Source organism: Streptomyces sp. JJ38, assembly GCF_019303475.1.
Taxonomy (GTDB): Bacteria; Actinomycetota; Actinomycetes; order Streptomycetales; family Streptomycetaceae; genus Streptomyces.
In genome coordinates this window covers 26,460-51,821 of the sequence record NZ_JABLSI010000037.1, presented here as the reverse complement: position 1 = coordinate 51,821, position 25,362 = coordinate 26,460, and the positions used below count along the sequence as shown (strand labels likewise).

The 25,362-nt window shown below is 74.1% G+C and carries 20 protein-coding genes; 4 read left to right on the top strand and 16 right to left on the bottom strand.

Translation table 11 applies throughout. The features are described from left to right. Positions 1-178: 178 nt before the first annotated feature. The 7 genes from rho to HPT28_RS19670 all read right to left on the bottom strand — a co-directional run bounded on the left by rho (position 179) and on the right by HPT28_RS19670 (position 9,102). On the bottom strand, positions 179-2,218 hold the full coding sequence (rho, locus tag HPT28_RS19700; protein WP_219092476.1) for a transcription termination factor Rho: 2,040 nt from the start codon (positions 2,216-2,218) through the stop codon (positions 179-181). Between the two features lie 371 nt (positions 2,219-2,589). Beyond that, a complete protein-coding gene (thrB, locus tag HPT28_RS19695; protein ID WP_219092475.1) occupies positions 2,590-3,582 on the bottom strand; it encodes a homoserine kinase in 993 nt (330 codons plus the stop codon). A gap of 295 nt (positions 3,583-3,877) precedes the next feature. Beyond that, complete coding sequence (gene thrC / locus HPT28_RS19690) at positions 3,878-4,966, bottom strand: threonine synthase (protein ID WP_219092474.1); 1,089 nt, start codon at positions 4,964-4,966, stop codon at positions 3,878-3,880. A gap of 5 nt (positions 4,967-4,971) precedes the next feature. Further along, the gene (locus tag HPT28_RS19685) at positions 4,972-6,273 is read right to left on the bottom strand and encodes a homoserine dehydrogenase (protein ID WP_219092473.1); all 1,302 of its coding nucleotides are present in this window, start codon (positions 6,271-6,273) and stop codon (positions 4,972-4,974) included. Between the two features lie 125 nt (positions 6,274-6,398). Continuing rightward, positions 6,399-7,790 (bottom strand): diaminopimelate decarboxylase, encoded by a 1,392-nt coding sequence (gene lysA / locus HPT28_RS19680; RefSeq protein WP_219092472.1) that lies wholly within the window; start codon positions 7,788-7,790, stop codon positions 6,399-6,401. 18 nt (positions 7,791-7,808) lie between these two features. Continuing rightward, entirely contained in the window at positions 7,809-8,591 is a 783-nt protein-coding gene (locus HPT28_RS19675) for a DALR anticodon-binding domain-containing protein (protein ID WP_219092471.1), read from the bottom strand. 49 nt (positions 8,592-8,640) lie between these two features. Next, positions 8,641-9,102, bottom strand: coding sequence for a response regulator (locus HPT28_RS19670; protein ID WP_308119379.1), 462 nt, complete (start codon positions 9,100-9,102; stop codon positions 8,641-8,643). 293 nt (positions 9,103-9,395) lie between these two features. On the opposite strand from HPT28_RS19670, the gene HPT28_RS19665 reads away from it, so the two are divergent. After that, on the top strand, positions 9,396-10,052 hold the full coding sequence (locus HPT28_RS19665) for a DedA family protein (protein WP_219092470.1): 657 nt from the start codon (positions 9,396-9,398) through the stop codon (positions 10,050-10,052). A gap of 485 nt (positions 10,053-10,537) precedes the next feature. Here the strand turns inward: HPT28_RS19665 and HPT28_RS19660 are convergent, their stop codons facing one another. From HPT28_RS19660 to HPT28_RS19650, 3 genes are read right to left on the bottom strand one after another with little or no spacing between them, the layout of a single operon-like run. After that, complete coding sequence (locus HPT28_RS19660) at positions 10,538-11,671, bottom strand: phosphotransferase family protein (protein WP_219092469.1); 1,134 nt, start codon at positions 11,669-11,671, stop codon at positions 10,538-10,540. A gap of 30 nt (positions 11,672-11,701) precedes the next feature. Further along, positions 11,702-12,562 (bottom strand): SDR family NAD(P)-dependent oxidoreductase, encoded by an 861-nt coding sequence (locus tag HPT28_RS19655; RefSeq protein ID WP_219092468.1) that lies wholly within the window; start codon positions 12,560-12,562, stop codon positions 11,702-11,704. Further along, complete coding sequence (locus HPT28_RS19650; protein ID WP_219092467.1) at positions 12,559-13,827, bottom strand: acyl-CoA dehydrogenase family protein; 1,269 nt, start codon at positions 13,825-13,827, stop codon at positions 12,559-12,561. Before HPT28_RS19650 ends, HPT28_RS19655 begins: the two co-directional genes overlap by 4 nt. A 267-nt stretch (positions 13,828-14,094) precedes the next feature. Here HPT28_RS19650 and HPT28_RS19645 point away from each other — a divergent pair, with 267 nt between their 5' ends. Beyond that, positions 14,095-15,786 (top strand): glycoside hydrolase family 13 protein, encoded by a 1,692-nt coding sequence (locus tag HPT28_RS19645; protein ID WP_374226987.1) that lies wholly within the window; start codon positions 14,095-14,097, stop codon positions 15,784-15,786. Positions 15,787-15,908: 122 nt separating this feature from the next. Here the strand turns inward: HPT28_RS19645 and HPT28_RS19640 are convergent, their stop codons facing one another. Both HPT28_RS19640 and HPT28_RS19635 read right to left on the bottom strand, forming a co-directional pair. Beyond that, a complete protein-coding gene (locus HPT28_RS19640) occupies positions 15,909-17,618 on the bottom strand; it encodes an FAD-dependent oxidoreductase (protein WP_219092465.1) in 1,710 nt (569 codons plus the stop codon). 21 nt (positions 17,619-17,639) lie between these two features. Further along, positions 17,640-18,563, bottom strand: a complete 924-nt coding sequence (locus tag HPT28_RS19635) for a diiron oxygenase (protein ID WP_219092464.1) — start codon at positions 18,561-18,563, stop codon at positions 17,640-17,642. Positions 18,564-19,004: 441 nt separating this feature from the next. Between HPT28_RS19635 and HPT28_RS19630 the strand changes: the two genes are divergently transcribed. Both HPT28_RS19630 and HPT28_RS19625 read left to right on the top strand, forming a co-directional pair. Further along, positions 19,005-19,163, top strand: a complete 159-nt coding sequence (locus HPT28_RS19630) for a hypothetical protein (protein WP_219092463.1) — start codon at positions 19,005-19,007, stop codon at positions 19,161-19,163. A gap of 106 nt (positions 19,164-19,269) precedes the next feature. After that, complete coding sequence (locus HPT28_RS19625; protein ID WP_219092462.1) at positions 19,270-20,493, top strand: FAD-dependent monooxygenase; 1,224 nt, start codon at positions 19,270-19,272, stop codon at positions 20,491-20,493. 93 nt (positions 20,494-20,586) lie between these two features. Here HPT28_RS19625 and HPT28_RS19620 read toward each other — a convergent pair whose 3' ends face one another. From HPT28_RS19620 to HPT28_RS19605, 4 genes are read right to left on the bottom strand one after another with little or no spacing between them, the layout of a single operon-like run. Next, the gene (locus tag HPT28_RS19620) at positions 20,587-21,318 is read right to left on the bottom strand and encodes an ABC transporter ATP-binding protein (protein ID WP_219092461.1); all 732 of its coding nucleotides are present in this window, start codon (positions 21,316-21,318) and stop codon (positions 20,587-20,589) included. Continuing rightward, positions 21,306-22,094 carry an ABC transporter ATP-binding protein gene (locus tag HPT28_RS19615; protein ID WP_219092460.1) on the bottom strand — a complete coding sequence of 263 codons (789 nt, stop codon included), beginning with the start codon at positions 22,092-22,094 and terminating at the stop codon, positions 21,306-21,308. Before HPT28_RS19615 ends, HPT28_RS19620 begins: the two co-directional genes overlap by 13 nt. Continuing rightward, positions 22,091-24,148: an ABC transporter permease gene (locus HPT28_RS19610; RefSeq protein ID WP_219092459.1), complete on the bottom strand. Its 2,058-nt coding sequence runs from the start codon at positions 24,146-24,148 to the stop codon at positions 22,091-22,093. Before HPT28_RS19610 ends, HPT28_RS19615 begins: the two co-directional genes overlap by 4 nt. A 1-nt stretch (position 24,149) precedes the next feature. Beyond that, the gene (locus HPT28_RS19605) at positions 24,150-25,358 is read right to left on the bottom strand and encodes an ABC transporter substrate-binding protein (protein ID WP_219092458.1); all 1,209 of its coding nucleotides are present in this window, start codon (positions 25,356-25,358) and stop codon (positions 24,150-24,152) included. Between the last annotated feature and the right edge of the window lie 4 nt (positions 25,359-25,362).

Here is a 25,362-nt window from a genome sequence, read left to right as displayed (position 1 = left end):
GGGCACGGCCGGGCACCGCCGGGCACCGCCGGGCACGGCGAAGGGGCCGGGCACCGCCGGGCACGGCCGGGCACCGCCGGGCACCGCCGGGCACGGCGAAGGGGCCGCACCGTCGGGTGCGGCCCCTTCGCGGGCGGTGGGCCGTGCGGGCCGCGTCCCACGCGGCCCGGTGCGGATCTCAGTCGCCGTTGCCGGGGGTCGGCGTCGTCTTCTGGATCTGCATGAGGAACTCGGCGTTGGACTTCGTCTGCTTCATCTTGTCCAGCAGGAGCTCGATGGCCTGCTGCTGGTCCAGCGCGTGCAGGACGCGGCGGAGCTTCCAGACGATGCTCAGCTCCTCGCTGCCCATGAGGATCTCCTCCTTGCGGGTGCCGGACGCGTCGACGTCCACCGCGGGGAAGATGCGCTTGTCGGCCAGCTTCCGGTCGAGCTTGAGCTCCATGTTGCCGGTGCCCTTGAACTCCTCGAAGATGACCTCGTCCATCCGGGAGCCGGTCTCGACCAGCGCGGTGGCGAGGATCGTCAGGGAGCCGCCGTCCTCGATGTTGCGGGCGGCACCGAAGAACTTCTTCGGCGGGTACAGCGCCGTGGAGTCCACACCGCCGGAGAGGATGCGACCGGAGGCCGGGGCCGCCAGGTTGTAGGCGCGGCCCAGACGGGTGATCGAGTCCAGCAGGACGACGACGTCGTGGCCCAGCTCGACCAGGCGCTTGGCCCGCTCGATGGCCAGCTCGGCGACCGTGGTGTGGTCCTCGGCGGGGCGGTCGAAGGTCGAGGAGATGACCTCGCCCTTCACCGACCGCTGCATGTCGGTGACCTCTTCCGGACGCTCGTCGACGAGGACGACCATCAGATGGCACTCGGGGTTGTTGCGGGTGATGGCGTTGGCCACCGCCTGCATGATCATGGTCTTGCCGGTCTTCGGCGGGGCCACGATCAGACCGCGCTGGCCCTTGCCGATGGGCGAGACGAGGTCGATGATCCGGGTCGTCAGCGCGCCCGGGTCGTTCTCCAGGCGCAGCCGCTCCTGCGGGTACAGGGGGGTGAGCTTGGTGAAGTCCGGGCGGCCGCGGCCGGTTTCGGGCGACATGCCGTTGACCGAGTCGAGGCGGACGAGCGCGTTGAACTTCTCGCGCCGCTCGCCCTCGCGGGGCTGGCGGACCGCGCCGGTGACGTGGTCGCCCTTGCGCAGACCGTTCTTGCGGACCTGGGCGAGGGAGACGTACACGTCGTTCGGGCCCGGCAGGTAGCCGGAGGTGCGCACGAACGCGTAGTTGTCGAGGATGTCGAGGATGCCCGCGACCGGGATCAGGACGTCGTCCTCGGCGATCTGCGGCTCGAACTGCTCGTCGCGGTTGCGGCGGCCCCGGCGGTCCCGGTAACGGCCCCGGCGCCCGCGGCGCCCGCCGTCGAAGTCGTCGTCGTCGCGCTGACGGCCGCCGCCCTGCTGCTGGCCGCCACCGTCGCCCTTGCGGCGGTCGCGCTGGCGGTCGCGCTTGCTCTGGCGCTCCTGCTGACCGCCCTGGCCGGCCTGACCACCCTGACCGCCCTGCTTGCCGTCGCCACCGCGGCCGGAGTCGCCCTTGCCGCCCTCGGTTCTGCCCGAGTCGGCCTTCTGCGTGTCCTGCTTGGTGGCGTCGGCCCTGCCCTCGGCGGTGTCGGCGGCCTTCTCGGCCTTCTCACTCTTGGCCGGCTTGTCCGCCTTCTCCGCCTTCTCGGCCTTCTCGGCCCTGTCCGCCTTGCCGCCCTTCGCGGGCTGCTCGGCGGGCTGCTCGCCCTTGCCCCGGCGTCCGGCCTCGTCGCTGGCGGGCTGGCCGGGAATGTCGATCTGCTGCTGGGCGGCGCCCTTGTCGGCCCCGGCGCCCTCGCCCTGGGCGGCCTCCCCGGTGCGGGCCCGGGAGGTGGAACGGCGCTTGGGCTTGCTCTCGGCGGGCTGGTCGGTCCCGCTCTCGCCGGCCGAGCCCCGGGCACCGGAGTTCTCGGCCTGCTTCTCCTTGATGACCTCGATGAGCTGGCTCTTGCGCATCCGTGCGGTGCCCCGGATACCGAGGCCGGAAGCGACCTGCTGCAGCTCCGCCAGGACCATGCCCTCAAGGCCGGTGCCGGAGCGGCGCCGCCGTCCGGCGGTGCCGGAGGAAGCACCGGTGGCAGGCGCGGCAGAGGCGTCCGTGGCAGGCGCGTCGGCGTTCACGCCCATCAGATCGGTGGTGTCGCTCACGAAGGGTCCTTCCCTGGAGCGGACGTCGGCCTGTCTGGCTCGGCGACCGGTTGTGCTGTCCGGCTGCGGCCCTGTTCGTGTGGACCGTGCCGGGGCGGTGGTCCCGCCTGTGCGTACGGCGGAAAGATCAATTCATCACAAAAGTGTGTGACGCCTGGCGCGGCAGGCTGACCTGCGTCGTTGGCGCCGGTTCCGGGGCAGGCTCGGCACTGCTCGGCATGCTGCTCGGACAGTGTGGGTGGCTCCCGGAAGAGAGGGTGGCCCCGTAACGGGACGCTGTGCGCCGCACCACTTTCGGCTGCGGACGCAGACTTGAGGTTAACACTACCGGCTCTTTCAAACATTCCCCCTCTCCAAGACCGGCAATCGTGTCACTGCCCCTGACCGCTGCGGTTATGCGCCTGCTCGGCGCGGGTGTGCGGGTCGGGGTCGGAGCCGTTGCCGCCGAGTGGCAGCACCACGGCGCCGGACAGGTCGAGGGCGAGCCGGTTAGCCGCCCAGCCCGCTCCTGCGGCCTGGGCGATCCGTTCGGCCTTCGCCACCGAGCCGTCCTCGGTGAGGGCCAGCACGGTGGGCCCGGCGCCGGAGATGACCGCGGGGACGCCCTCGGCGCGCAGCCGGGCGACCAGCTCCACGCTGTCGGCCATGGCGGGGGCCCGGTACTCCTGGTGCAGCCGGTCCTCGGTGGCGGGCAGGAGCAGTTCGGGCCGGCGGGTGAGCGCCTCGACGAGCAGCGCGGCGCGGCCCGCGTTGGTGGCGGCGTCCACGTGCGGCACGGTGCGCGGGAGCAGCCCGCGCGCGGCCTCGGTGAGGACCGGCTTGCCGGGCACGAAGACGACGGGAACGAGGCCCGGGGCGGGCTCCATCCGGATGGCACGGGCGGCGCCCGTCTCCGTCCAGGCCAGGGTGAAGCCGCCGAACAGGCAGGCGGCGACGTTGTCAGGGTGGCCCTCGATCTCGGTGGCCAGCTCCAGCAGCGCCGTGTCGTCGAGCCGCTCGGGCCCGCCGGTGGTCACGGCGCGGGCGGCGACGATCCCGGCGCAGATGGCCGCGGAGGACGAGCCGAGGCCGCGGCCGTGCGGGATGCGGTTGGCGCACACGATCTCCAGGCCGCGCGGCTGGCCGCCGAGCGCGTCGAAGGCGGTGCGCAGCGAGCGGACGAGGAGGTGGCTCTCGTCCCGGGGAAGGGTGTCGGCCCCCTCACCGGCGATGTCGATGTGCAGCCCCGAGTCGGCGACGCGGACGACGACGTCGTCGTACAGGCCCAGGGACAGGCCGAGGGCGTCGAAGCCCGGCCCGAGGTTGGCGCTGGTGGCGGGCACCCGTACCCGGACGGCGGCGGCTCGGAAGGCTGGACCGGCCATCGCTCGATGACTCTCCTTGGTCGGTGGAAGTGCTCGGTGAGTATGGAACTGCCCCCGGGGGCGGCCGACGTGGGGTTCGGCTCCCTGGGTGGCCGCGACGGCGCGCGGCAGTGGCCCTTGGCACATGCGTGCACGACGGGCGGGGATGACAACAGCCTATCGAAGGAAGGTTCAGTGGCTCCACAGGGCGCACGGGAGGCGCACGATGCGTGTCGTGGCCGAGCCCGTGCACCCGTCGCTGTGAGCACTGCGCGTATCCGGGAATAGGCGCTGGTCAGGCGATGAACGGCCGGACTCAGGCCAGGCCGAGCCGGGCGGCGGCGGCCGCCGCGTCGACCGGGACGGTGACCGGCTGTGGGGCGCCGGCGACGGCCCAGTCGGGGTCCTTGAGCCCATTGCCCGTCACGGTGCACACGATGCGCTGGCCCGTGTCCACCAGGCCCTGCTCTGCGGCCTTGAGCAGGCCGGCGACGGAGGCGGCGGAGGCGGGCTCGACGAACACGCCCTCCTGCGCGGACAGCAGCCGGTAGGCGGCGAGGATCTGACGGTCGGTCACCTCGTCGATGAGCCCGCCCGAGGCGTCCCGCGCGGCCTCGGCGAACGCCCAGGAGGCGGGGTTGCCGATGCGAATCGCGGTGGCGATCGTCTGCGGGTCCTTGACGGGCTCGCCGCGGACGATGGGGGCGGAGCCCGCGGCCTGGAACCCCCACATCCGGGGGGTGCGGGAGGCCATCCCGTCGGCGGCGTACTCCTGGTACCCCTTCCAGTAGGCGGTGATGTTGCCTGCGTTGCCCACCGGCAGAACATGCACGTCAGGGGCGTCACCCAGGCGGTCGACAACCTCGAAGGCAGCCGTCTTCTGCCCCTCGATGCGGACCGGGTTCACCGAATTGACCAGCGAGACCGGGTAGTTGTCGGACAGCCCGCGGGCGAGGCTCAGGCAGTCGTCGAAGTTGCCCTCGACCTGGAGGATCTTCGCCCCGTGGACGAGAGCCTGGCCCATCTTCCCGAGTGCGATCTTGCCCTGCGGCACGAGCACCGCGCAGACCATGCGCGCGCGCACCGCGTAGGCGGCGGCGGACGCGGAGGTGTTGCCGGTGGAGGCGCAGATGACGGCCTTGGCGCCCTCCTCCCTGGCCCGGGAGATGGCCATCGTCATGCCCCGGTCCTTGAAGGAGCCGGTCGGGTTGGCGCCCTCGACTTTGAGATACACATCACACCCGGTGCGCTCGGAGAGCACCTGGGCGTGCACGAGCGGCGTGCCGCCCTCCCCCAGGGTGACCACCGGCGTGGAGTCGCTCACCGGCAGCCGGTCGCGGTACTCCTCGATGATGCCCCGCCACTGGTGGGTGGCGGCGCGGTGGGCGCCTACGGTTGCGGACATCTCTCTCATTCCCCTTCGACCCGCATGATGCTGGCCACGCCGCGGACGGTGTCCAGTCGGCGCAGTGCCTCGACGGTCGCGCCCAGCGCGGCGTCGGTTGCCCGGTGGGTGACGACGACGAGGGAGGCCTCGCCGTCGACGCCGTCCTTGCCCTGCTGGCGGACGGTGTCGATCGACACCCCGTGCTCCGCGAAGACGAGGGCGCACTGGGCGAGGACGCCGGACTTGTCGGCGACGTCCAGGCTGATGTGGTACCGCGTGACGACCTCGCCCATCGGGCTGACCGGCAGCCGGCTGTAGGCCGACTCCCCCGGCCCGCGCGCGCCGCTCAGCTTGTTGCGGCAGGCGGCGACCAGGTCGCCCAGCACGGCCGAGGCGGTGGGCGAGCCGCCCGCGCCGGGGCCGTAGAACATGAGCTGCCCGGCCGCCTCGGCCTCCACGAAGACCGCGTTGTACGCCTCGTGGACGGAGGCCAGCGGGTGGCTGAGCGGGATCATCGCCGGGTGGACGCGGGCGGTGACGCTGCGCCCGTCCGCGGCGCGCTCGCAGATGGCCAGCAGCTTGACGGTGCAGCCCATGCGGCGGGCGGAGGCCATGTCGGCGGCGGTGACCTCGGTGATGCCCTCGCGGTGCACGTCGTCCAGGCCCACCCGGGTGTGGAAGGCGATGCCCGCGAGGATGGCCGCCTTGGCGGCGGCGTCGAAGCCCTCGATGTCGGCAGTCGGGTCGGCCTCGGCGTAGCCGAGCGCGGTGGCCTCGTCCAGGGCCTCGGAGTAACCCGAGCCCTGGGTGTCCATCCGGTCGAGGATGAAGTTGGTGGTGCCGTTGACGATGCCGAGCACCCGGTTGACGGTGTCCCCGGCCAGCGACTCGCGCAGCGGCCGCACCAGCGGGATGGCGCCCGCGACGGCGGCCTCGAAGTAGAGGTCGGCGCCGTGTTTCTCGGCCGCCTTGTGCAACGTCGGGCCGTCCTCGGCGAGCAGCGCCTTGTTGGCCGACACCACGCTGGCGCCGCTCTCGAACGCGGCGGTGATCAACGCACGGGCCGGTTCCAGCCCGCCGATCACCTCCACGACGACGTCGACGTCCTCCCGGGTGACGAGGGCCCGGGCGTCCGTGGTGATCAGGTGCTCGGGCACGCCCGCCCGCACCCGGTCGGGCCGCCGCACGGCGATCCCGGCCAGCTCGACCGGGGCGCCGATGCGGGCCGCGAGGTCGTCCGCGTGCGTCGTCATCAGGCGCGCCACCTCGGAGCCCACGACTCCACAGCCAAGCAGCGCTACCCTCAGCGGACGCGTACGCATCATCTGACCTCGTCTCTCGTCGATGTCGGTGCTACAAGTCTCACCCACCGGACCGGGTATTCCCCCTGAGGTCCAGCATGTGAAACGTCGTTCTCACGGTGTGTTCCGCTCCTCCGCGCGGACTCTGCTCAGCCCACGTCGAGACGCAGCAGGTCCTCCTCCGTCTCCCTGCGGACGATGACCCGGGCGGCGCCGTCCGCCACCGCGACGACGGGCGGGCGCGGCACGTGGTTGTAGTTGCTGGCCATCGACCGGCAGTAGGCACCGGTGGCCGGTACGGCCAGCAGGTCGCCGGGGGCGAGGTCGGCGGGGAGGAAGGCGTCACGCACGACGATATCGCCGCTTTCGCAGTGCTTGCCCACCACCCGGGCGAGCATCGGCTCCGCGGTGGAGGTGCGGGAGGCGAGCGCGACGGTGTACTCGGCGTCGTAGAGCGCGGTGCGGATGTTGTCCGACATGCCGCCGTCCACGCTCACGTACGTGCGCAGGTGGGGCAGCGGCTTGACCGTGCCCACCTCGTAGAGGGTGAACGTCGTCGGACCGGAGATGGCACGGCCCGGCTCCACGGACAGCCGCGGCACCGCGAGCCCGGCCAGCTCGCACTCGCGGCGCACGATCGCGTTGAGCGAGGCCGCGATGTCCGCCGGATCGCTCGGGTCGTCCTCGGCGGTGTAGGCGATGCCGAGCCCGCCGCCGAGGTCGATCTCCGGCAGCTCCACGCCGTGCTCGTCACGCACGTCCCGCAGCAGCGAGACGACGCGGTGCGCGGCCACCTCGAAGCCGGAGGTGTCGAAGATCTGGGAGCCGATGTGGGAGTGGATGCCCACGAGCTCCAGCGCGTCCAGCTTGAGCGCCCGGCGCACCGCCTCGGCCGCCTGCCCCTCGGCGAGGGGGATGCCGAACTTCTGGTCCTCGTGCGCGGTGGCGATGAACTCGTGGGTGTGCGCCTCGACCCCGACCGTCACCCGGATCTGGACGCGCTGGCGGCGGCCCAGCTCCCCGGCCAGGTGGGCGACGCGGGCGATCTCCTGGAAGGAGTCGACGACGATGCGGCCCACCCCGGCCTCGACGGCGCGGCGCAGCTCGGCGGTGGACTTGTTGTTGCCGTGCAGCGCGATGCGCTCCGGCGGCATCCCGGCGGCCAGGGCGGTGGCCAGCTCGCCGCCCGAGCACACGTCGAGGTTCAGGCCCTCCTCGCGCAGCCAGCGCACGACGGCCCGGCACAGGAACGCCTTGCCCGCGTAGAAGACGTCGGCGTCCTCGCCGAAGGCGTCGCGCCAGGCCCGGCAGCGGGCCCGGAAGTCGGCCTCGTCGAGGAAGAAGGCCGGGGTGCCGAACTCGGCGGCCAGGTCGAGGACGCTCTTCCCGCCGACGGTGAGCACTCCGCGCTCGTCACGGGTGGTCGTCCGGGACCAGATGTGCGCGTCGAGGGCGTTGAGGTCGGCGGGCGGCGGCATGTAGTGGCCCTCGGGCAGCACGTCGGCGTGACGGGGCCCGGCGGGGTGGGCGGAACGGCTCATGGCGTGCTCTGATTCCCCTCAGAGGTGGTCGGGTGCGCTGATGCCGAGCTGGGTCAGGCCGCCGGCCAGCACCGTCCCGGCGGCCTCGGCGAGGGCCAGCCGGGCGCGGTGGGCGGCCTCGGGTTTCTCGTCTCCCGGGGGCAGCACGGCCCGGGGCCCGTACAGCACGTCCAGGAAGGCGTCGGCGACGCGGAGCAGGTACCGGGCCAGGGCCTCGCCGTCCCCGGTGGCCGTGACGCGGTCGGCCTCGGCCAGCAGCGCGCCCAGGGCCGCCTCGGGTGCGCCGGGGGCGGGACCGGGCTCGGCTCCGAAGCCGAGCGCGTGGGCGCCCGCGCGGAGCGCACGGGCGCGTGAGTGCGCGTACTGCACCCGGAAGAGCGGGTTCGCGGCGCGCCGCTCGTGGTTCACGGGGGCGCCGGTGAGCTCGCCCCAACGCCGGGCGTCGCGTGCCGGGTCCTCCGGCAGCCTCGCGGGCCGGGGCCGGGCCAGGAGCTCGGCGAGGACGGCGGTGTGCGCGTCGCGCACGGTGATGTTGAGGAAACCGGGCCCCGCGACCTCGACCCGGGCGATGCCGGGTTCGGCCGCCAGCCGCTCACGCAGGACGGCGGCGACGTCGGCCGGACTGCGGCCGGTGCCGGGGGCGAGACGCAGCGCGAGGTTGGAGGCGTAGTCGGCGTCGCCGTGCGGGGGGCGGCGCAGGGTGACCCGGTCGGGCAGCCCGGCGCGTGCGGGTAGCGCCCCGTCGGCGACGGCACGGCACCACGCGTGCCGCACGGTGCGGGAGAGCTGCGCGGGGGTCACGAGGTCAGCGTAAGGAGAGGAGGGCTGGGCGAGCCAATCCGTTTCAGCCTCAGGGACGCCGGACCACGGATTCCGCATCCCCCGCCACGGACGGTGACGGAGGAAGCTGGGCCGGCACCCCGGGCGGCAGGGGCGGGCCCGGCGCCGGGCCGCCCTGGCGCAGCCGACGCACGAGCCGCACCAGCTCCGCCGGCTCGAAGGGCTTGGCCAGGAACGCGTCCACGCCCCGTCCGGCCCCGAGCTGACTGCAGGCGCTGACGATGGCGACGGGGATGCTCCGGGTCCGGGGGTCGGCGTGCAGTCGCTCGGCGGTGCGCAGCCCGTCCAGCCGGGGCATCGTCACGTCGAGGGTGATCACGTCGGGGCACACGTGATGGACGACGTCGAGGCACTCGGCTCCGTCGGCAGCCGTCAGCACCTCGAACCCGTCCAGTTCGAGGTTCACCCTGATCAGCTGCCGGATCACCGTGCTGTCGTCGACCACCAGCACCCGGCCGGATGCTCCTGCCACGCACTCAGCGTAGGACTGCCTAAGTCGCCGCGTCCGGCTTTTCCGCTTTTCCGCCCGGGGAGCGGGCGCCCGTGCTCGTGTCCGGCCTCCTGCGGCCACGGCTCCGGCCGCCGCTCCCGCCACGGCCTCGGCCACGGCTCCGGCCGCCGGCGGGGAACTGCCGTCGGTGGTCCTTCGTTTGGGCTCGGGGGAACCCCACCCCGCCTCGGTGGCCACCCCGGTCGCGGGCGCCACGGCGCGCCCCGTAGGTTCGGGCACGGTAAAGGCCCGACCTCGACTCGTAAAGGCTGTACATGCACTCCGTGAACCTGGCTCTGGAAGGCGAGCCCACCGGTGGCATCGCGGGTTGGGCCACCGGCCTGGTGGAAACCATGGGCGGCCCCGGGGCCGGTCTGGCCATCGCGCTGGAGAACCTCTTCCCGCCGCTGCCGAGCGAGGTCATCCTCCCGCTCACCGGCTTCGCCGCGGGTCAGGGTGTCCTGTCCCTGGCCTCGGCGCTGTTCTGGACGACGCTCGGCTCGGTCGTCGGCGCGGTCGCCCTGTACTGGATCGGGGCGCTGCTGGGACGGGAACGCATGTACGCGGTGTGGGAGCGCCTTCCCCTGGTGAAGACCTCCGACCTGGAGAAGACGGAGGCATGGTTCGCCAAGCACGGCCGGAAGGCGGTCTTCATGGGCCGGATGGTGCCCGTCTTCCGCAGCCTCATCTCCGTTCCGGCGGGCGTGGAACGCATGCCGGTGCCCACGTTCCTGATCCTGACGAGCCTGGGCAGCGCGATCTGGAACACGGTGCTGGTCATGGCCGGTTACTGGCTCGGCGACCAGTGGCACGTCGTCGAGAACTACGTGGGCGTGCTCTCCAAGGTGGTGCTCGCGCTCGCCGTGCTGGCCGTCGCCGTCTTCCTGGCCAAGCGCATGAAGCCCGCCTCCGGCCGGCACCGGCGCTCGTGAGCCCTCCGTCCCCGTGACGTGAGAGGGGCGCGCCGGGGCTCCCGGCGCGCCCCTCTCACGTCACGGGGAGGGTCCTGGCTGAGGCAGAAGGCGCTGAAGCCGAAGCCCCAGGCCTGGACCTGCCCGAGGCGCCGAACGCGCACACCGGCTCCGCTTGCGAGCGCTCCACCGCGAACCCGGCCGACGGCTGCCCCGGCTCCGGGGCAGCCCCCAGGCACGTGCACCACCGCGTCCGGCGACGCAGCAGGAACTTCCGGGAGCCATCCCCAAAGCCCCGCCCCCAGGCGGGGGCGTGTCACCCCCACCTCCGCCGATGCCACGGCGTCCATGGCCCTGGCCGTGACGGCCAACGCCATGCGTCCGCCACCGAAACAGAACAATCCCGATAACGGGCAGGCAGGGCTGCCGCTTGGCGCCCGCACGCCACGGGCGCGGCGCGACGGCCCCGGAGGCGGCCTCGCCGCGCCGGAGCGGGGGCGGCACGCTCAGCCGTCGGCCCGCCGCATGACGCGGTGGCAGCGCCGCTCCAGCATGCGGGTGGCGAGCCACAGGTGCCGGAAGGCCGGGTTGGTGGTCTGCCGGTGGTGGTAGCGGTAGTAGATCTGCTGGCAGATGACGGCGAGCCGGAAAACGCCGAAGACCTCGTAGAACGCCCACTCCCGCTCGGTGAGTTCCAGTCCCGTGCGGGAGGTGTAGTAGGCGACGGCCTCCGCGCGCGTCAGCATCCCGGGCAGGTGCGTGGGCTGACGGCGGAAGCGGCGGAAGGCGGGGCCGTCCTCGGCCTCGACCCAGTACGCCAGGGCGCCCCCGAGGTCCATCAGCGGGTCGCCGAGGGTGGCCATCTCCCAGTCGAGCAGCCCGACGGGACGGGTCGGGTCGTCGGCGTCCAGGACGACGTTGTCGAGGCGGAAGTCGTTGTGGATGAGGCAGACGCCGCGGTCGGGGGGCTGGTGGGCGTCCAGCCACTCCATCACCGTCTCGGCAGAGCCCACGTTCCACGTCCTGGCCCCGCGGTAGCGCCTCGACCAGCCGGCGACCTGCCGCCCGACGTAGCCCTCGCCCTTGCCGAGGTCGGTCAGCCCGGCGGCGGCCGGGTCCACACCGTGCAGGTCGATGAGCAGGTCGAGGACGTTGGTGCACAGCTCACGGGTCTGCCCGGGCGTCAGCTCGACGCCTCGCGGCAGCTCCTTGCGGGGGATGTGCCCCGTGAGGCGTTCCATGACGTAGAAGGGCGAGCCGAGCAGCGAGGAGTCCTCGCAGAACGCCACCATGGCGGGCACGAACGGGAAGACGGGCGCCAGCTGCCGCTGGATGCGGTACTCCCGGCCCATGTCGTGGGCGCCGCCCGCCTTCTGCCCGTGCGGCGGGCGGCGCAGGATGAGCTCGCGGTCGGGGTAGCGCAGCAGGTAGGTGAGGTTCGAGGCACCGCCGGAGAACTGCCGCACCTGAGGCGTACCGTCGAGCCCGGCCGTGTCCCCCGCGCGCTCACGCAGCCAGCGGGCGACGGCTGCGGCGTCGAAGGCGTCCTCGTCGCGGACGTCGCGGACGTCGGGGACGTCGGGGACGTCGGGGACGTCGGGGACGTCGGTGGCTCCGGGGACGTGTTCGGTGTCGCTCACACCGGCCTCCTGACGACGGACGGGATCGTGTCACTGCCCCTCATGTTTCCCGCTCTCTCTCCCGCTTCCGGTCCCGCCCCCGGTCCGGCCCGTGCCCGGTGCGGCGCCGTCCTCGGCGTCCCGGTGGATGCGCCGCCCGAAGGCGTGCATCTGCCGGTCGTAGAGGGGCCGCAGGAGCCGCTTGCTCCAGTACGCCCGCCGCCCGGCCCGGTCGGTGAGGACGACGCCCCGGCCCTTGCGCACGCCCTCCAGGACGATCGCGGCCACGGCGTCCGCGTCGAGCCGGGAGCGGGTGATGAGCCGGCTCGCCATCTTCTCCATCAGCGGGTCGCTGCCGGGCAGGGAGTCGGCGAGGTTGGTGCGGAAGTAGGAGGGGCACACGACGGACGTGGTGATGCCGTAGGGCGTCAGCTCGTGGCGCAGGGTCTCGCTCAGCGCGACGACGGCGGCCTTGACGGCGTTGTAGGAGGCGCTGCCCGGCGGGTGCACGAGCCCGGCCATGGAGGCGATGTTGACGATGTGGCCGGAGCGCTGGCCCTTCAGCACGGGGGTGAAGGTGCGGCAGCCGCGGACGACGCCGAACAGGTTGATGTCGGTGATCCAGCGCCAGTCCTCCAGGGTGAGCACGTCGATGCGGCCCCCGGCGGCGACGCCGGCGTTGTTGACGAGGACGTCGAGGCCGCCCCACTCCTCCTCGACCCGGGTGCGGGCGGCGGCCCAGTCGGCGTCGGAGGTGACGTCGAGCCGCTGGTAGGCGGCGGTAGCGGGCAGCGTGCCGGGCTCCGCGGCCCGGTCGGTGACGAGGACGCGGTCGCCCTGCCGGGCGAAGCCCGCGGCGAGCGCGGCGCCGAGTCCGGAGGCGCCGCCGGTGACCAGGACGCGGCGGCTCATCGGCGCTCCCCCTCCGCCCGGTACTTGGCCAGTTCCAGGCGGGCGACGAGCGCGCGGTGCACCTCGTCGGGGCCGTCGGCCAGCCGCAGGGCGCGGGCCGCCGTCCAGGCCGCGGCGAGGGGGAAGTCGTCCGAGAGGCCGGCGCCGCCGTGGACCTGCACGGCGAAGTCGATGACCCGCTGGGCGGTGTTGGGCGCGGCCACCTTGATCTGGCTGACCTCGCTCAGGGCGCCCAGCGGCCCGGCGGTGTCCAGCTTCCAGGCGGTGTGCAGGACGAGGAGGCGGGTGGAGTCGATGGCGATGCGGGCGTCGGCGACACGCTCGCGGTTTCCGCCGAGGTTCATCAGCGGCTTGCCGAACCCGGTGCGGGCCAGCCCGCGTTCGCAGGCGAGCCGCAGGGCGTGCTCGGCCAGGCCGACGAGGCGCATGCAGTGGTGGACGCGCCCGGGGCCCAGACGGCCCTGGGCGATCTCGAAGGCCCGGCCGGGGCCGACGAGGAGGTTGGCGACGGGCACCCGCACGTCGGTGAAGGACACCTCACCGTGGCCGTGGGGCTCGTCGTGGACACCCATGGCGGGCAGCATCCGTTCGACCTTCACCCCCGGCGCGTCGCGGGGTACGAGGACCATGGAGTGGCGGTGGTGACGGTCCGCCCCGGGGTCGCTGAGGCCCATGACGACCAGGAGCTCGCAGTCGGGGTGGCCGATGCCCGTCGCCCACCACTTGCGCCCGTTGACGACGACCTCGTCGCCCTCGACGACGGCGCGCAGCTCCATGTTCGTCGCGTCGGAGGAGGCCACGTCGGGCTCGGTCATGCAGAACGCGCTGCGGATCCGGCCGTCGAGGAGGGGTTCGAGCCACCGGGCGCGCTGCTCCTCGGTGCCGTACCGCAGCAGCACCTCCATGTTCCCGGTGTCGGGAGCGTTGCAGTTGAACACGTGCGGGGCGAGGAAGGAGCGGCCGGTCAGCTCGGCGATGGGCGCGTAGTCGACGTTGCTGAGCCCGGCGCCGCCGTCGGTGCCGTACTTCTCGGCGTAGGGGCCCTCGTGCCCGGCGGGCAGGAAGAGGTTCCACAGCCCCTGGGATCGGGCCCTGGCACGCAGTTCGCCGATGAGCGGCAGTGGTTCCCAGGCGTCGCCCGCGCCGTGCCGGCGGGCGGCGACCTCGCGGTGGTAGCCGACCTCGACCGGCTCGATCTCGTCGCGGATGAAGGCGTCCACCCGCGCGGTCAGATCGGCGGCGCGGGGCGAGGGCGTGAAGTCCATGGGCCGACAGTAGAGCGTTGTTAAGCGTTGCTCAATAGCGTGACGCCCGGTGAGTGCCGGAGCGGGGACGGGGGTGGACCCGGCCTGGTGTGCCGCGGACGGGGAATGGGTAGCACCGGACAGGCGTTGACCGTGACGTGTTCCCCACCCATCCCGACGTCGGATTCGCTTCCCATCCGCGGGGTCCGGCGGCGTCGGCGGATCGGCTCTGAGCAGCCCGGGCCGCTCCCGCGTCCGCACGCGGTCCCGCACAGCGAGGAGACCGCAGTGCCCCCTGTTCCCGCCGTGCCGGGCGTCACCGGCCGGACGCAGACCCCCGACCCGCGCCCCCACCACGACTGGTGGCGCCAGGCCGTCGTGTACCAGATCTACCCCCGCAGCTTCGCCGACTCCGACGGCGACGGCGTCGGCGATCTCAAGGGCATCACGTCACGCGTCCCCTATCTCGTCTCGCTCGGCATCGACGCCGTGTGGGTGTGCCCCTTCTATCCCTCGGCGCTGGCCGACGGCGGCTACGACGTCGACGACTACCGGGACGTCGACCCCCGGCTGGGCACCCTGGCCGACTTCGACGCCCTGGTCGCCACGCTGCACGCGGCCGGGATCAGAATCGTCGTCGACATCGTCCCCAACCACACCTCGAACCGGCACCCGTGGTTCCTCGAGGCGCTGGCCGCCCCGAGGGGCTCGGCCGCCCGCGCCCGCTACGTCTTCCGCGAGGGCACCGGCCCGGACGGCGCGCTGCCGCCCTCCGACTGGGAGTCGGTCTTCGGCGGCCCGGCCTGGGAACGGGTGCCGGACGGCCAGTGGTACCTGCACCTGTTCGCCCCCGAGCAGCCCGACCTGAACTGGGAGAACCGGGAGGTGCGCAACGACTTCCTGACCACGCTGCGCTTCTGGGCCGACCGCGGGGTCGACGGCTTCCGTGTCGACGTCGCCCACGGCCTCGCCAAGTCCCTGGCCGGGCCGCTCCCGCCACAGGCCGAGCTGCCCGCCCCGCACCTGGCCGAGGGCAGCCACCCCTTCTGGGACCGGGACGAGGTCACCGACATCTACGCCGAGTGGCGTCAGGTCTTCGACGCCTACGACCCTCCCCGCACCGCCGTCGCCGAGGCGTGGGTGCACCCGCGGCGGCTCGCCCGCTACGCCAGCGCCACGGGGCTCGGCCAGGCGTTCAACTTCGACCTCCTGCGGGCCGGCTGGGACCGGGCCGCCTTCCACCGGACGATCGACGAGAGCCTGGCCCGCACGTCCGGCTCGGCCACCTCCTGCACCTGGGTCCTGTCCAACCACGACGTCGTGCGCCACGCCACCCGCTACGGGCTGCCCCAGGTGCCCGGGCCGCTGGGGCAGGACGGCCGCGCCTGGCTGCGCGGCGACGGCACGCACCCGCCGCTCGACACCGCGCTCGGGCTGCGCCGGGCCCGCGCCGCCACGCTGCTGATGCTCGCCCTGCCCGGTTCCGCCTACCTGTACCAGGGCGAGGAGCTGGGGCTGCACGAAGTGGGCGACCTGCCCCGGGACGCGCTCCAGGACCCGACGCACCTCCGCTCGCAGGGCCGGGACAAGGGCCGCGACGGCTGCCGGGTACCGCTGCCCTGGACGGTGGACGGGCCCTCCTTCGGATTCGGCCCGGCGGGCGCCCATCTACCGCAGCCGCCCTGGTTCGGCCCCGCCTCGGTGGAGGCGCAGGACGGCACGGAGGGGTCGACGCTGGAGCTGTACCGGCAGGCGCTCGCCCTGCGCCGGAAGCTGCAGAGCTCCGAGGAGCTGCGATGGGAGGAGGACGCCGCCACCGGGCCGGTCCTCGCCTTCCGGCGGCCGGGCGGCTGGATCTCGGCGACGAACTTCGGGGACGCCCCGGCGCCCCTGCCCGAGGGCGACGTCGTTCTCGGCAGCGCCCCGCTGGAGGACGGGATGCTGCCACCCGACTGCACGGCCTGGGTCGTCGCCCGCTGAGAGTGAGGGCTCCCCGGGGCGGCACCGGATCGCCGCGGACGTCACCGCCACCGGAGTCCGGTCGCGGCGGCGGTGACGGCGCGGCGGTGCCCGGCCCCCATGCCTTCCGGGCACCGCCGGTCTCAGGACGGGGTGCGCACCCGGCGCCGCAGCGGTGCCAGTGGGCCGCCACGGGCGGTGGCCACCAGCTCCTCCACCGTGGCCAGCTTGACGCGGGGACGCCCGTCACGCCGGCCCCGGGAGGTCTCCGCCCGCTCGATCGCGGCCTGACCGCGGGCGTCGACGAGGTGACGGCTGCGCCGCCGCGCGAGCCGCTGGAACGCCCTGGCCCCGCCGGCCGGCGTGGGCAGCGCTCCGGCTGCGGCGTCCGCGAGCAGCGTGCCGACCGTCTCGGCGGCACACGTCCGGTTGGCCCCGATGCCGCCCGAGGGCCCGCGCTTGATCCAGCCGACGACATAGGTGCCCGGATGACCCGTCACCCGGCCGCGCTCGTGCGGGACGGTACCCGCGGCCTCGTCGAACGGCAGCCCGCTGACGCCCACGCCCCGGTAGCCGATGGCGCGCAGCAGCAGCCCGGCCGGAATCTCCCGTTCCCCCGCGCCGTCCGCGGTGCGCACCGCGCGCAGCCCGTCCTCACCGAGCGCCGCCAGCGGGGCCGAGTGGAAGCGGAAGACGATGCGCCGCCCCGGCCCCGGCGGAGCCGACCAGTCCACCCGCTCCCGTTCCACGTCGCGCAGCACCGCGGCCTTGTCCCGCGCGCCCGCCGCGTCGAAGGCCGCGCCGACCCGCTCGTCGTGGTCGTCCACGACGAGCCGCACCCCCGGCAGATGCCGCAGGGCCAGCAGTTCGGACCGGGTACAGGCCACGTCCTCCGGCCCGCGCCGCCCGAGCAGCACCACCTCGCGCACCCGGCTGCCGCGCAGGGCGGCCAGGGCGTGGTCGGCGATGTCGGTCGCGGCCAGGGCCTCGGGGTCGGAGACCAGGATGCGGGCGACATCGAGCGCGACATTGCCGTTGCCGACGACCACGACGCGCTCTGCGGACAGGTCGACGGCGTCGGGGGCGACGTCGGGATGGGCGTTGTACCAGGCGACGAAGGTGGTGGCCGAGACGCTGCCCGGCCGCTCCTCGCCCGGGATGTGCAGGCGCCGGTCGGTGGAGGCGCCCACGGCGTAGATGACGGCGTCGTGGTGCGCGGCCAGTTCCGCGGGGGTGACGTCCCGGCCGACCTCGACCCCGAGATGCATCCGGACCCTGGGGTGGCGGTGGAAGCGGGCGAAGGTCTCCCCCACCTTCCTCGTCCCCGGGTGGTCCGGCGCCACGCCGTAGCGGACGAGACCGCCCGCGACGGGCAGCCGGTCCACGAGCGTCACCTCGGCGCCGGTGTGCAGGAGGAGGTCCTCCGCCGCGTACATCCCGGCGGGGCCGGTGCCCACGACGGCGACGCGGAGGGGCGGGAAGTCGGACGGCAGGACCCGGTCGAAGACCGGCTTGCCCCAGGCGTGGAAGTTCGGGCGGTGCTCCTGCGCCCCCGCCGGCGGCGCGTCCGGCGGCTCGGCGCCCTCCGACGCGTCCGAACCGGCGGAGAAATACGCGGCGTTGATGTCCGCGTACTCCTTCTGCGCGGGGCTCAGCCGGTCCACGGGGACGACGGCGTCCACCGGGCAGGCGTCCGCGCAGGCCCCGCAGTCGATGCACGCCCTGGGGTCGATGTGCAGCATCTCGGTGCTGCCGAAGGCCCGTTCCTCGGGCGTGGGGTGGATGCAGTTGACCGGGCACACGGACACACAGGTGGCGTCGTTGCAGCAGGTCTGGGTGATGGCGAAGGCCATGGGACTCGTCAGCTCGCTCGGTCAGATCAGGTCGGCGCGCTTGTAGAAGACGAGCGCGGGCTTGGTGAGCAGGCGGGCGGAGGCCAGGAACTCCATGAGGCCGGAGCAGCTCGACCGCATCATCGCCTTGTGGTGCTCGTTGGCACGGGCCTCGGCGATCGCCCGCTGCGAGTCGAGCCCGGCGTTCGCGTAGACCTTCTTGTTCACCATGCTGGTGACGATGAAGTAGGAGGCGACGGCGACGACGAACGCGTTGATCTGCCGCCGCACCCAGCCGGCGCGGCGCAGCCGCTTGCGCGTCTCGTCACGGGCGAACTTCATGTGCCGCGACTCCTCCACCACATGGATGTTGTTGATGGTCCGCACGAACGGCACGACCCGCTCGTCGCGCATCCAGTCGCGCTGCATGACGTCGAGGACCTCCTCGGCCACGAGGATCGCCGCGTAGGCGGCCTCGCCGAAGGCGAGCGTCTTGAACGCCCGGCCCAGCTCCAGCACGGCCCGGTGGGGCCGGTAGGGCGGAGCCTCCAGCTTGGCGGCGCCCCGGGCGAACATGATCGAGTGCCGGCACTCCTCGGCGATCTCGGTCAGCGCCCACTGGAACTCGGCGCCGGTCGGGTCCTTGGCGTAGATGTCGCGCAGCACCATCTGCTGGAGGATCATCTCGAACCAGATGCCGGTGCTGGCCACGGAGGCCGCCTCGTGGCGGGTGAGTTCCCGGCGCTGCGCCTCGGTCAGCTCGTTCCAGTAAGCCGTGCCGTAGAGGGTGCTCCACTCGGGGCTCGCGCCGTGGAAGTCCTTGTCGAGCGGCGTGTCCCAGTCCACCTCGGTGGCCGGGTCGTACGCCAGCGTCGCGGCGGAGTCGAGCAGTCGGCGCGCGACGTCCTGTTCGTCGGGGCGGTCCTCGTGCGCGGAGGCGTGCGGGCGAACGGTGCTGCTGGCCATGGCAGTGCTCCTCGGATCGAGCGTGGGTCCTTGTCCGTCGGTGCCGGTGGGTCGTTCGTGCCGGCCGGCACGTCCACTCGACGCGGAAGGCGGGGGCAGGGCTCACCACACGACGGGGGGCCGTCGGCGGGCGGGGTGGGGCGGGGCGGGACGCGGCGCGGCCTCAGCCGGTGGCGGTCGTCGCCATGGTCGACACCTCCGGTGGATCACAGGAGGGCGGCCGGGCGGCCACCCCTTGTTAGACAGAACGTATAGCAAGAGCCGCCCGGAGCCTACCCCTCGGTAAGAACAAATTTCGGCCGCCCCGACCGGCACCCATCGAAGCCGCACCGTCACCCGCGGTGCCACGTCGGGGCGCTCACCCCCGAGGCCCGGCACCACTCGGTGAACCCCCTGAACGGCGCCGGCTCGCCGGATCGCGCACCCGGACACCGACCGACCGTGGCCGCCCGGCTGTTCGAGGAGCCGGTGTCCGGATCGTCAAGGGGAGCGCCAGCAAACTCCATTCCGTGGGAACCCCTGCTCACCCTGCTGGGCCTGTTCGTGCCCGTCGTCGCGGCGTTCCACCAGCCCGAGCCCACCGGCCCCGCCACACCCTGAACCGTCCTCCAGCCTTGCGCCGTGCGGCAGTTGGGGATCGCGGCTAGGATCTGCGCGGCCGCCGGGACCAGCGACCGCCGGCCCGACGACGAGACGGGAGAGCGGAATGCGGGGAGGCAGCGTCGCCGTGGTCGGCGGGAGCATCGCCGGCTGCGCCGCGGCCGTGGCGGTGGCGCGGGGCGGGGCCGGCCAGGTCACCGTCTTCGAGCGCACCGCCGGGGCGCTGCGGGACCGGGGGGTGGGCATCACCCTGCAGCGGGAGCGGTACGCCGAGCTCCGGGACGCGGGCTATGTGGACGACGCGGTGCCGTGGCTGCCGATCTCCCGCCGGGTGTGGAGCGTGCGCGACGGGGACGCGCCGCTGGGACGGACGATCGCCACCCAGCCCTTCCACTTCCGCGCCTACAGCTGGGGCACACTGTGGAGCGGGCTGCGGCGCCGGGTGCCCGAGAGCGCCCGCTACCGCTCGGGTACGGCCGTCGCCGCCGTCGAGCCCGACGCCGAGGGCGCCACGCTCCGGCTGGCCGACGGAAGCACCGAGCGGTTCGACGCGGTCGTCGGGGCCGACGGCTACCGCTCGGCGGTCCGCGCCGCCCTCTTCCCGGAGTCGGAGGGCGCTCCCCGGTACGCCGGTTACCTCGCCTGGCGGGGCACCTCTCCCCCCGTGGACACGGCGCTCTGGGCCGAGGGCGACTGCCACACCGTGGTCTTCCCCGGCGGCCACTGCATGATCTACCGCATCCCCGACCCCGTCGAAGGGCACCGCGTCAACTGGGTGCTCTACGCCGCCCCGCCCGAGCCTCCCGGCGGCCCGGACGCCGCCACCCGGACGGCGGCCTGCCTCCCGCCCGGCAGGCTGGGCCCGGCGCTGACGGCGTATCTGCGCGACCTCGTCACCCGGCGGTTCGCCCCCTTCTGGGCCGAGTGCCTGCTGCGCTCCCCGGCCGAGACGATGTTCGCCCAGCCCATCCACGACGTCGAGGTCCCCGCCTACGCGGCCGGCCGCGTCCTGCTGACCGGGGACGCCGCCACCGTCGCGCGGCCGCACACGGGCGGCGGCAGCGTCAAGGCGCTCCAGGACGCCACCGCCCTGGAGGCGGCCTGGCGGGCCGGGGACGACTGGCCGGCGGTCACCGGCGCCTACGACGCGGACCGCACCGCGGTCGGCCGGGCCATGGTGGCCCTGGGCCGCCGGCTGGGCCGGGCCCAGGTGCAGGAGACGCCCGACTGGTCCGCGATGGGCGAAGCCGAGCTGGACGCCTGGTGGCGCGAGCTGACGGGCGCGGGAGCGGGCGGCACCCTGGGCGGGGTGGCACTGGACCGTCGCTGAGCGGCGGCCCCCTCCCCCCGCGCCGGGCTTCCCGAAGCCCGGGCTCCCCGGGCGCCTCCCCCGGTGCCGGGCTCGCGGGGTTCCCGCGCCCGCTCAGCCCTCGGCGCGCAGGGGCGCCAGGGCGAGTGCCTCGCGCAGGGCCGCCTGGTCCGCGCGCACCTCGGCGCCGTCGAACCGGGCGGTCACCCGGCCCGAGGTGAGGACCGTCACCGTGTCCGCACAGGCCGCGGCCGACTCGGGGCTCGGGGAGACCAGCAGCACCGCGAGCCCCTCGGCGGCGAGGGTTCCGACGAGGGCGTGCACCTGTCGGGTCAGGCCCGGGGCGAGCCCCTCGGTCGGCTCGTCGAGCAGCAGCACCCGCGGCGAGCCGAGGAGTGCCCGGGCGAGGGCGAGCATCTGCTGCTCCCCGCCGGAGAGTTCGCCGCCGCGGTGGCCGCGCCGCTCGCCGAGGCGGGGCAGCAGGTCGAGCACCCGCCCGATGCCCCACTCGCCGCCCACCGCGCCCGCCCGGCGCCGGGGGCGGTGGGCCAGGAGCAGGTGCTCCGCGACCGTCAGCGAGCCGAAGACGCGGCGCCCCTGGGGCACGAGGCCGATGCCGGCATGGGCGACGCGGTGCGGCGGCCAGCCGGTGACGTCCGTGCCGTCCAGCCGCACCGTGCCCGAGCCGGGCCGCAGCAGGCCCGCCACGGCGTGGACGAGGGTGGTCTTGCCCGCGCCGTTGTGGCCCACGACGGCGTGCACGCCCCCGGCCGGGACCTCGGCGTCCAGGCCGTGCAGGACGGTACCGCCGTGGTATCCGGCGGTCAGCGAGGTCAGTTCGAGCATCGGCCGTGCTCCTCGGCTCGCGGTGCGTCGCCGGGCGTGCCGAGGTAGGCGCCGCGCACCGCGGGGTGGGCCAGAGCCTCCCGGGTGGGTCCCGTGACCAGGACGCGCCCGGCGGTCAGGACGGTGACGGTGTCCGCGAACTCGGCGACGACGCCCGTGTGGTGCTCGACGAGGAGGACCGCGACGTCGTCGGCCAGGGCGGCGAGGACGTCGAGCAGCCGCGGGAGGTCCGCGTCGGTGAGCCCGGCGGCGGGCTCGTCGAGCAGCAGCAGCCGGGGCGCCCCCATGAGCGCGGCGGCGAGGTCCAGCAGGCGGCACTGGCCGTGGGAGAGGTCCGCGGCGGGCCGCCCCGCGTGTGAGCCGAGCCCGACGGCGTCGAGCCGGCCGCGGGCGTCCCGCGCGAGGCGGCGGTGGGCCGCCGGCCGACGCCACAGGGCGGGGCCGTGTGCGTGGTGCCGCCAGCCCGCCAGCACCACGTTCTCCAGCACCGTCAACTCCCCGATGGCGCGCGGCTGCTGGAAGCTGCGGGCGATACCGAGACGGCTGCGCCGGGCGGGCCCGGCCCGGGTGACGTCGCGACCGTCGAGGGTGACGGTTCCACGCCCGGGCCGGTCGGTTCCGGCGATCAGGTTGAGCAGAGTGGTCTTCCCGGCACCGTTGGGGCCGACAAGGGCGTGGCGGGCGCCCGCGGGCAGCCGGAGGCCGACCCCGTCGACGGCGGCCAGGCTACCGAACCGGCGGGTGAGACCGTCGAGTTCAAGGACCGGTGACGTCACGACACCGCCTTCCCCACCGGCCGCGCCGTCGCCCGCACCCGGAGCGGGCCGCGCGGCGGGCGCAGCCCCGCGAGCCCGCGCGGCAGCAGGTAGACGACGGCGACGAAGAGCACGCCGAGCACGAGGGGCCCGTGCCCGGGCCAGGCCCCGGCGAGCCAGTCGCGGGTCATGACGATCAGCCCGGCGCCCAGGAGCGCTCCCGGCACCGAACTGGTGCCCCCGATGACGGCAGCGAGCAGGGCGAAGGCGGCGATCTCGAAGCCGACGTCGGCCGGGGAGACGTAGGAGCGCACGGTGACCATGAGGGAGCCGCCGACCCCGGCGAGGGCGCCCGCGCCGACGTAGGCCGTCAGCAGGTAGCGCCCCACGGGGTGCCCGGAGGCCCGCATCCTGGCCTCGGCGGCGCGGACGCCGGTGAGCAGCCGGCCGGCCGGTGAGTGCAGGACGAGCAGGGTCAGGGCGACGGCCACGGCGGCGACGGTGAGCGCGTACCCGTAGACGGCGAACTCGTCCGTCAGCGGCTCGGTGAACCACAGCCAGCGCACCGGGGCGAAGCCGACGAAGCCGTCGGTGCCGCCCGTGAGCCAGCGCATCTGGTCGATCGCGATGACCGTGAGCTCGCCGATGGCCAGCGTGATCATCAAGACGGTCGTGCCGCGGGCCCGGATGACGGCGGGGCCGGTCAGCAGGGAGAAGAGCGCCCCGCCGGTCGCCGCCACGAGCACCAGCAGCGGACCCGTCGTCCACCCGGCGTCGGCCAGGAGCGCGGTGGCGTAGGCGCCCACGGCGAACGGCGCGGTCTGGCCGAGGGTCGGCAGTCCCGCGTAGCCGGTCAGGACGGTGACGCTGACGGCGAGCAGCCCCAGCGCGAGGGCGTAGCCGACGAGGGAGACGGCGTAGGCGTCCAGCGTCAGCGGCAGGACGGCGAGGAGCCCGAGGAGTCCCAGGGACGGCAGCGCCCGTCGGAGGGGCGCCGGGGTGGAGAGGACGAGCGGGGTCGTCCGGCGGGCGGAGGACGGCGCGGGAGCGCACCGGCCGTCGTCGGCCGCCCTCGTCCGCTCGGGCCGCAGCCGCTCACGCCACAGTCGCCCAGGCCGAGGCCGCCCCGTCAGCTGGCTCCCGGGCAGGTGCCGCCGCAACCGGGCGAGGGGGCCGGGGCCGCCGCGTTCCGGGCCGGACGCGGGCGCCGACCGCGGCTCCAGGGTGAGCCGGGAACGCAGGATCAGCACCGCCGCCATCGCGGCGAACAGCAGGTAGGGCGCCCAGTCCGGGGCGAGTGACACCCCCAGCGTCTGCACCTCGCCGACGGCGAGGGCCGCCAGGAGCGTGGCCCACAGCGAGCGCAGCCCGCCCAGCACCACGACGACGAGCGAGAGCATGAGCACCGTCTCGGCGGCGCCCGGCCCGGGACCGATGATCGGCGCGCCGAGCACCCCGGCGGCACCGGCGAGCGCGCCGGCCACGGCGAGCACGCCGGTGTGGACGGCCCGGGGGCTGAAGCCGGTGGCCGCGAGCATCTGCGGGTCGTCCGCCGCGGCCCGGACGGCCGCACCGGCCCGGGTGCGGGTCAGCGCCCAGGTGCCGGCCCCGGCGAGCACGACGGCCATGACGATGAACCCGAGCCGGTAGGCGGGGTAGCGGTGGCCGAGGAGGGAGACGGAGGCGTCCAGGGCCTCGGGCACGCGTACCGGCATCTCGTCCGCGCCGAAGAGCTCGACGAGCAGGTTGCCGCCGATCAGCGCGAGGCCGAACGTCAGCAGCGCCTCGGCGAGATGGCCGCGCCGGGCGAGCGGAGCGGTGGCCGCCGACAACAGGGCCCCGGCCAGGCAGGCGACGGTCGTCCCGGCGGCGAGGCCGAGGAGGAACCCGCCCCAGGTGCCGTCGCCGAAGTGGGCGCCGGTGTAGGCGCCGACCGCGTACAGCGTCCCGTGGGCGAGGTTCAGCACCCCGGCCGTGCCGAAGGCCAGGCTCAGGCCGGCGGCGACGACGAACAGCAGGAGCCCGTAGGCCACGCCGTCCACCGCCGGCACGAGGTGGGCGTCCAGGACGTCCACGTCAGCCGCCGAGCGTCGCCAGGTCCTGGACCATGACGTTGGCCAGCTTCTCGCCGTCCGGCCGGACCTCGCGCAGGTACCACTTCTGCACCGGCGCGTGGGTGTCCTGGTTGAACTCCCACGGGCCGCGCGGGCTGTCGATCTGCCCGAGCGATCCGATGGCCTTGTTGATGGTCTCGGGGGTGACGTCGCCGTCCTTGTCGGCCTTGGCGATGGCCTTGTCGAGCACCGCGGCGGCGTCGTAGGAGGCCATGGCGAAGGTGGTGGGCGGCGCGTCGTGCTGGGCGGTCCAGTCGGCGACGAACTTCCGGTTGGCGTCGTTGTCCAGGTCCGCCGCGTAGTTGAGGACGGAGTTGATGCCCTCGGCCGCCTTGCCCTGGGCGGGCAGGACGCTGCCCTCGGTCAGGAACCCCGCGGCGTACAGCGGCACGTCGGCGATGTCGGACTTGGCGTACTGCTTGACGAAGTCGATCGCGGCCTTGCCGGCGTAGAAGCAGTAGACGGCCTCGGCGTCCGACGCGGCGATGTCGGAGAAGTAGGGGGTGAAGTTGGTGGTGGTCGGGAAGGGGGTCCAGGTGGTCTTCCCCTCGGGGTTGGCCAGTTCGCCCCCGGCCTTCTTGAACGCGTCGGTGAAGCCGCGCAGTTCGTCGTGACCGCCCTGGTAGTCGGGGCCGATGGCGTAGACGGGCCCGTCGGTCTCGCTCGCCACGTACTCCGCGATGGCCTCGCCCGGCTCGTCGGAGAAGTAGCTGGTGTGCCAGACGTATTCGACGTTCTCGACGGTCGGCCGCGCGTTGGAGCCGATGAAGGGTATGCGCGACTGGTCCACCAGCGGCAGGACGGCGTTCACCGAGCCGCCGCCGACGACGCCGGTGAGGACGTCCACCTTGTCCTTCTTGACCAGCTTGGTGGCGGCGGGGAGCGCAGTGGGCGGCCCGTCGCCCTCGTCCGCCACCACGAGGTCGATCGCGTGGCCGCCCAGCTTGCCGCCGTGGGTGTCCAGGTACAGCTGGAAGCCGTCCCGCATGTCGGTGCCGACGGTCTTGTAGGTGCCGGAGAGGGAGACCAACAGCCCGACCTTGACCGTGTCGCCGCCGGAGTCTCCGCTGTCGCTGCTGCATCCGGTGGCGGCGGTCAGGGCCAGGACCAGCGCCGCCGCCGCGGCGGTGCGGGTTCTGGCGCGGTGGGCTGGGCGAGCGGTCGAGGGCATGGGG

Bases quoted from the DNA above. Each gene is read 5' to 3' on its own strand.
- HPT28_RS19650 (WP_219092467.1), bottom strand. From the start codon at position 13,827: ATGGACTTCACGCCCTCGCCCCGCGCCGCCGATCTGACCGCGCGGGTG.
- thrC (WP_219092474.1), bottom strand. From the start codon at position 4,966: ATGTCCGCAACCGTAGGCGCCCACCGCGCCGCCACCCACCAGTGGCGG.
- HPT28_RS19635 (WP_219092464.1), bottom strand. From the start codon at position 18,563: ATGGCCAGCAGCACCGTTCGCCCGCACGCCTCCGCGCACGAGGACCGC.
- HPT28_RS19665 (WP_219092470.1), top strand. From the start codon at position 9,396: ATGCACTCCGTGAACCTGGCTCTGGAAGGCGAGCCCACCGGTGGCATC.
- HPT28_RS19640 (WP_219092465.1), bottom strand. From the start codon at position 17,618: ATGGCCTTCGCCATCACCCAGACCTGCTGCAACGACGCCACCTGTGTG.
- HPT28_RS19685 (WP_219092473.1), bottom strand. From the start codon at position 6,273: ATGATGCGTACGCGTCCGCTGAGGGTAGCGCTGCTTGGCTGTGGAGTC.
- HPT28_RS19605 (WP_219092458.1), bottom strand. From the start codon at position 25,358: ATGCCCTCGACCGCTCGCCCAGCCCACCGCGCCAGAACCCGCACCGCC.
- HPT28_RS19655 (WP_219092468.1), bottom strand. From the start codon at position 12,562: ATGAGCCGCCGCGTCCTGGTCACCGGCGGCGCCTCCGGACTCGGCGCC.
- HPT28_RS19620 (WP_219092461.1), bottom strand. From the start codon at position 21,318: ATGCTCGAACTGACCTCGCTGACCGCCGGATACCACGGCGGTACCGTC.
- HPT28_RS19625 (WP_219092462.1), top strand. From the start codon at position 19,270: ATGCGGGGAGGCAGCGTCGCCGTGGTCGGCGGGAGCATCGCCGGCTGC.
- lysA (WP_219092472.1), bottom strand. From the start codon at position 7,790: ATGAGCCGTTCCGCCCACCCCGCCGGGCCCCGTCACGCCGACGTGCTG.
- thrB (WP_219092475.1), bottom strand. From the start codon at position 3,582: ATGGCCGGTCCAGCCTTCCGAGCCGCCGCCGTCCGGGTACGGGTGCCC.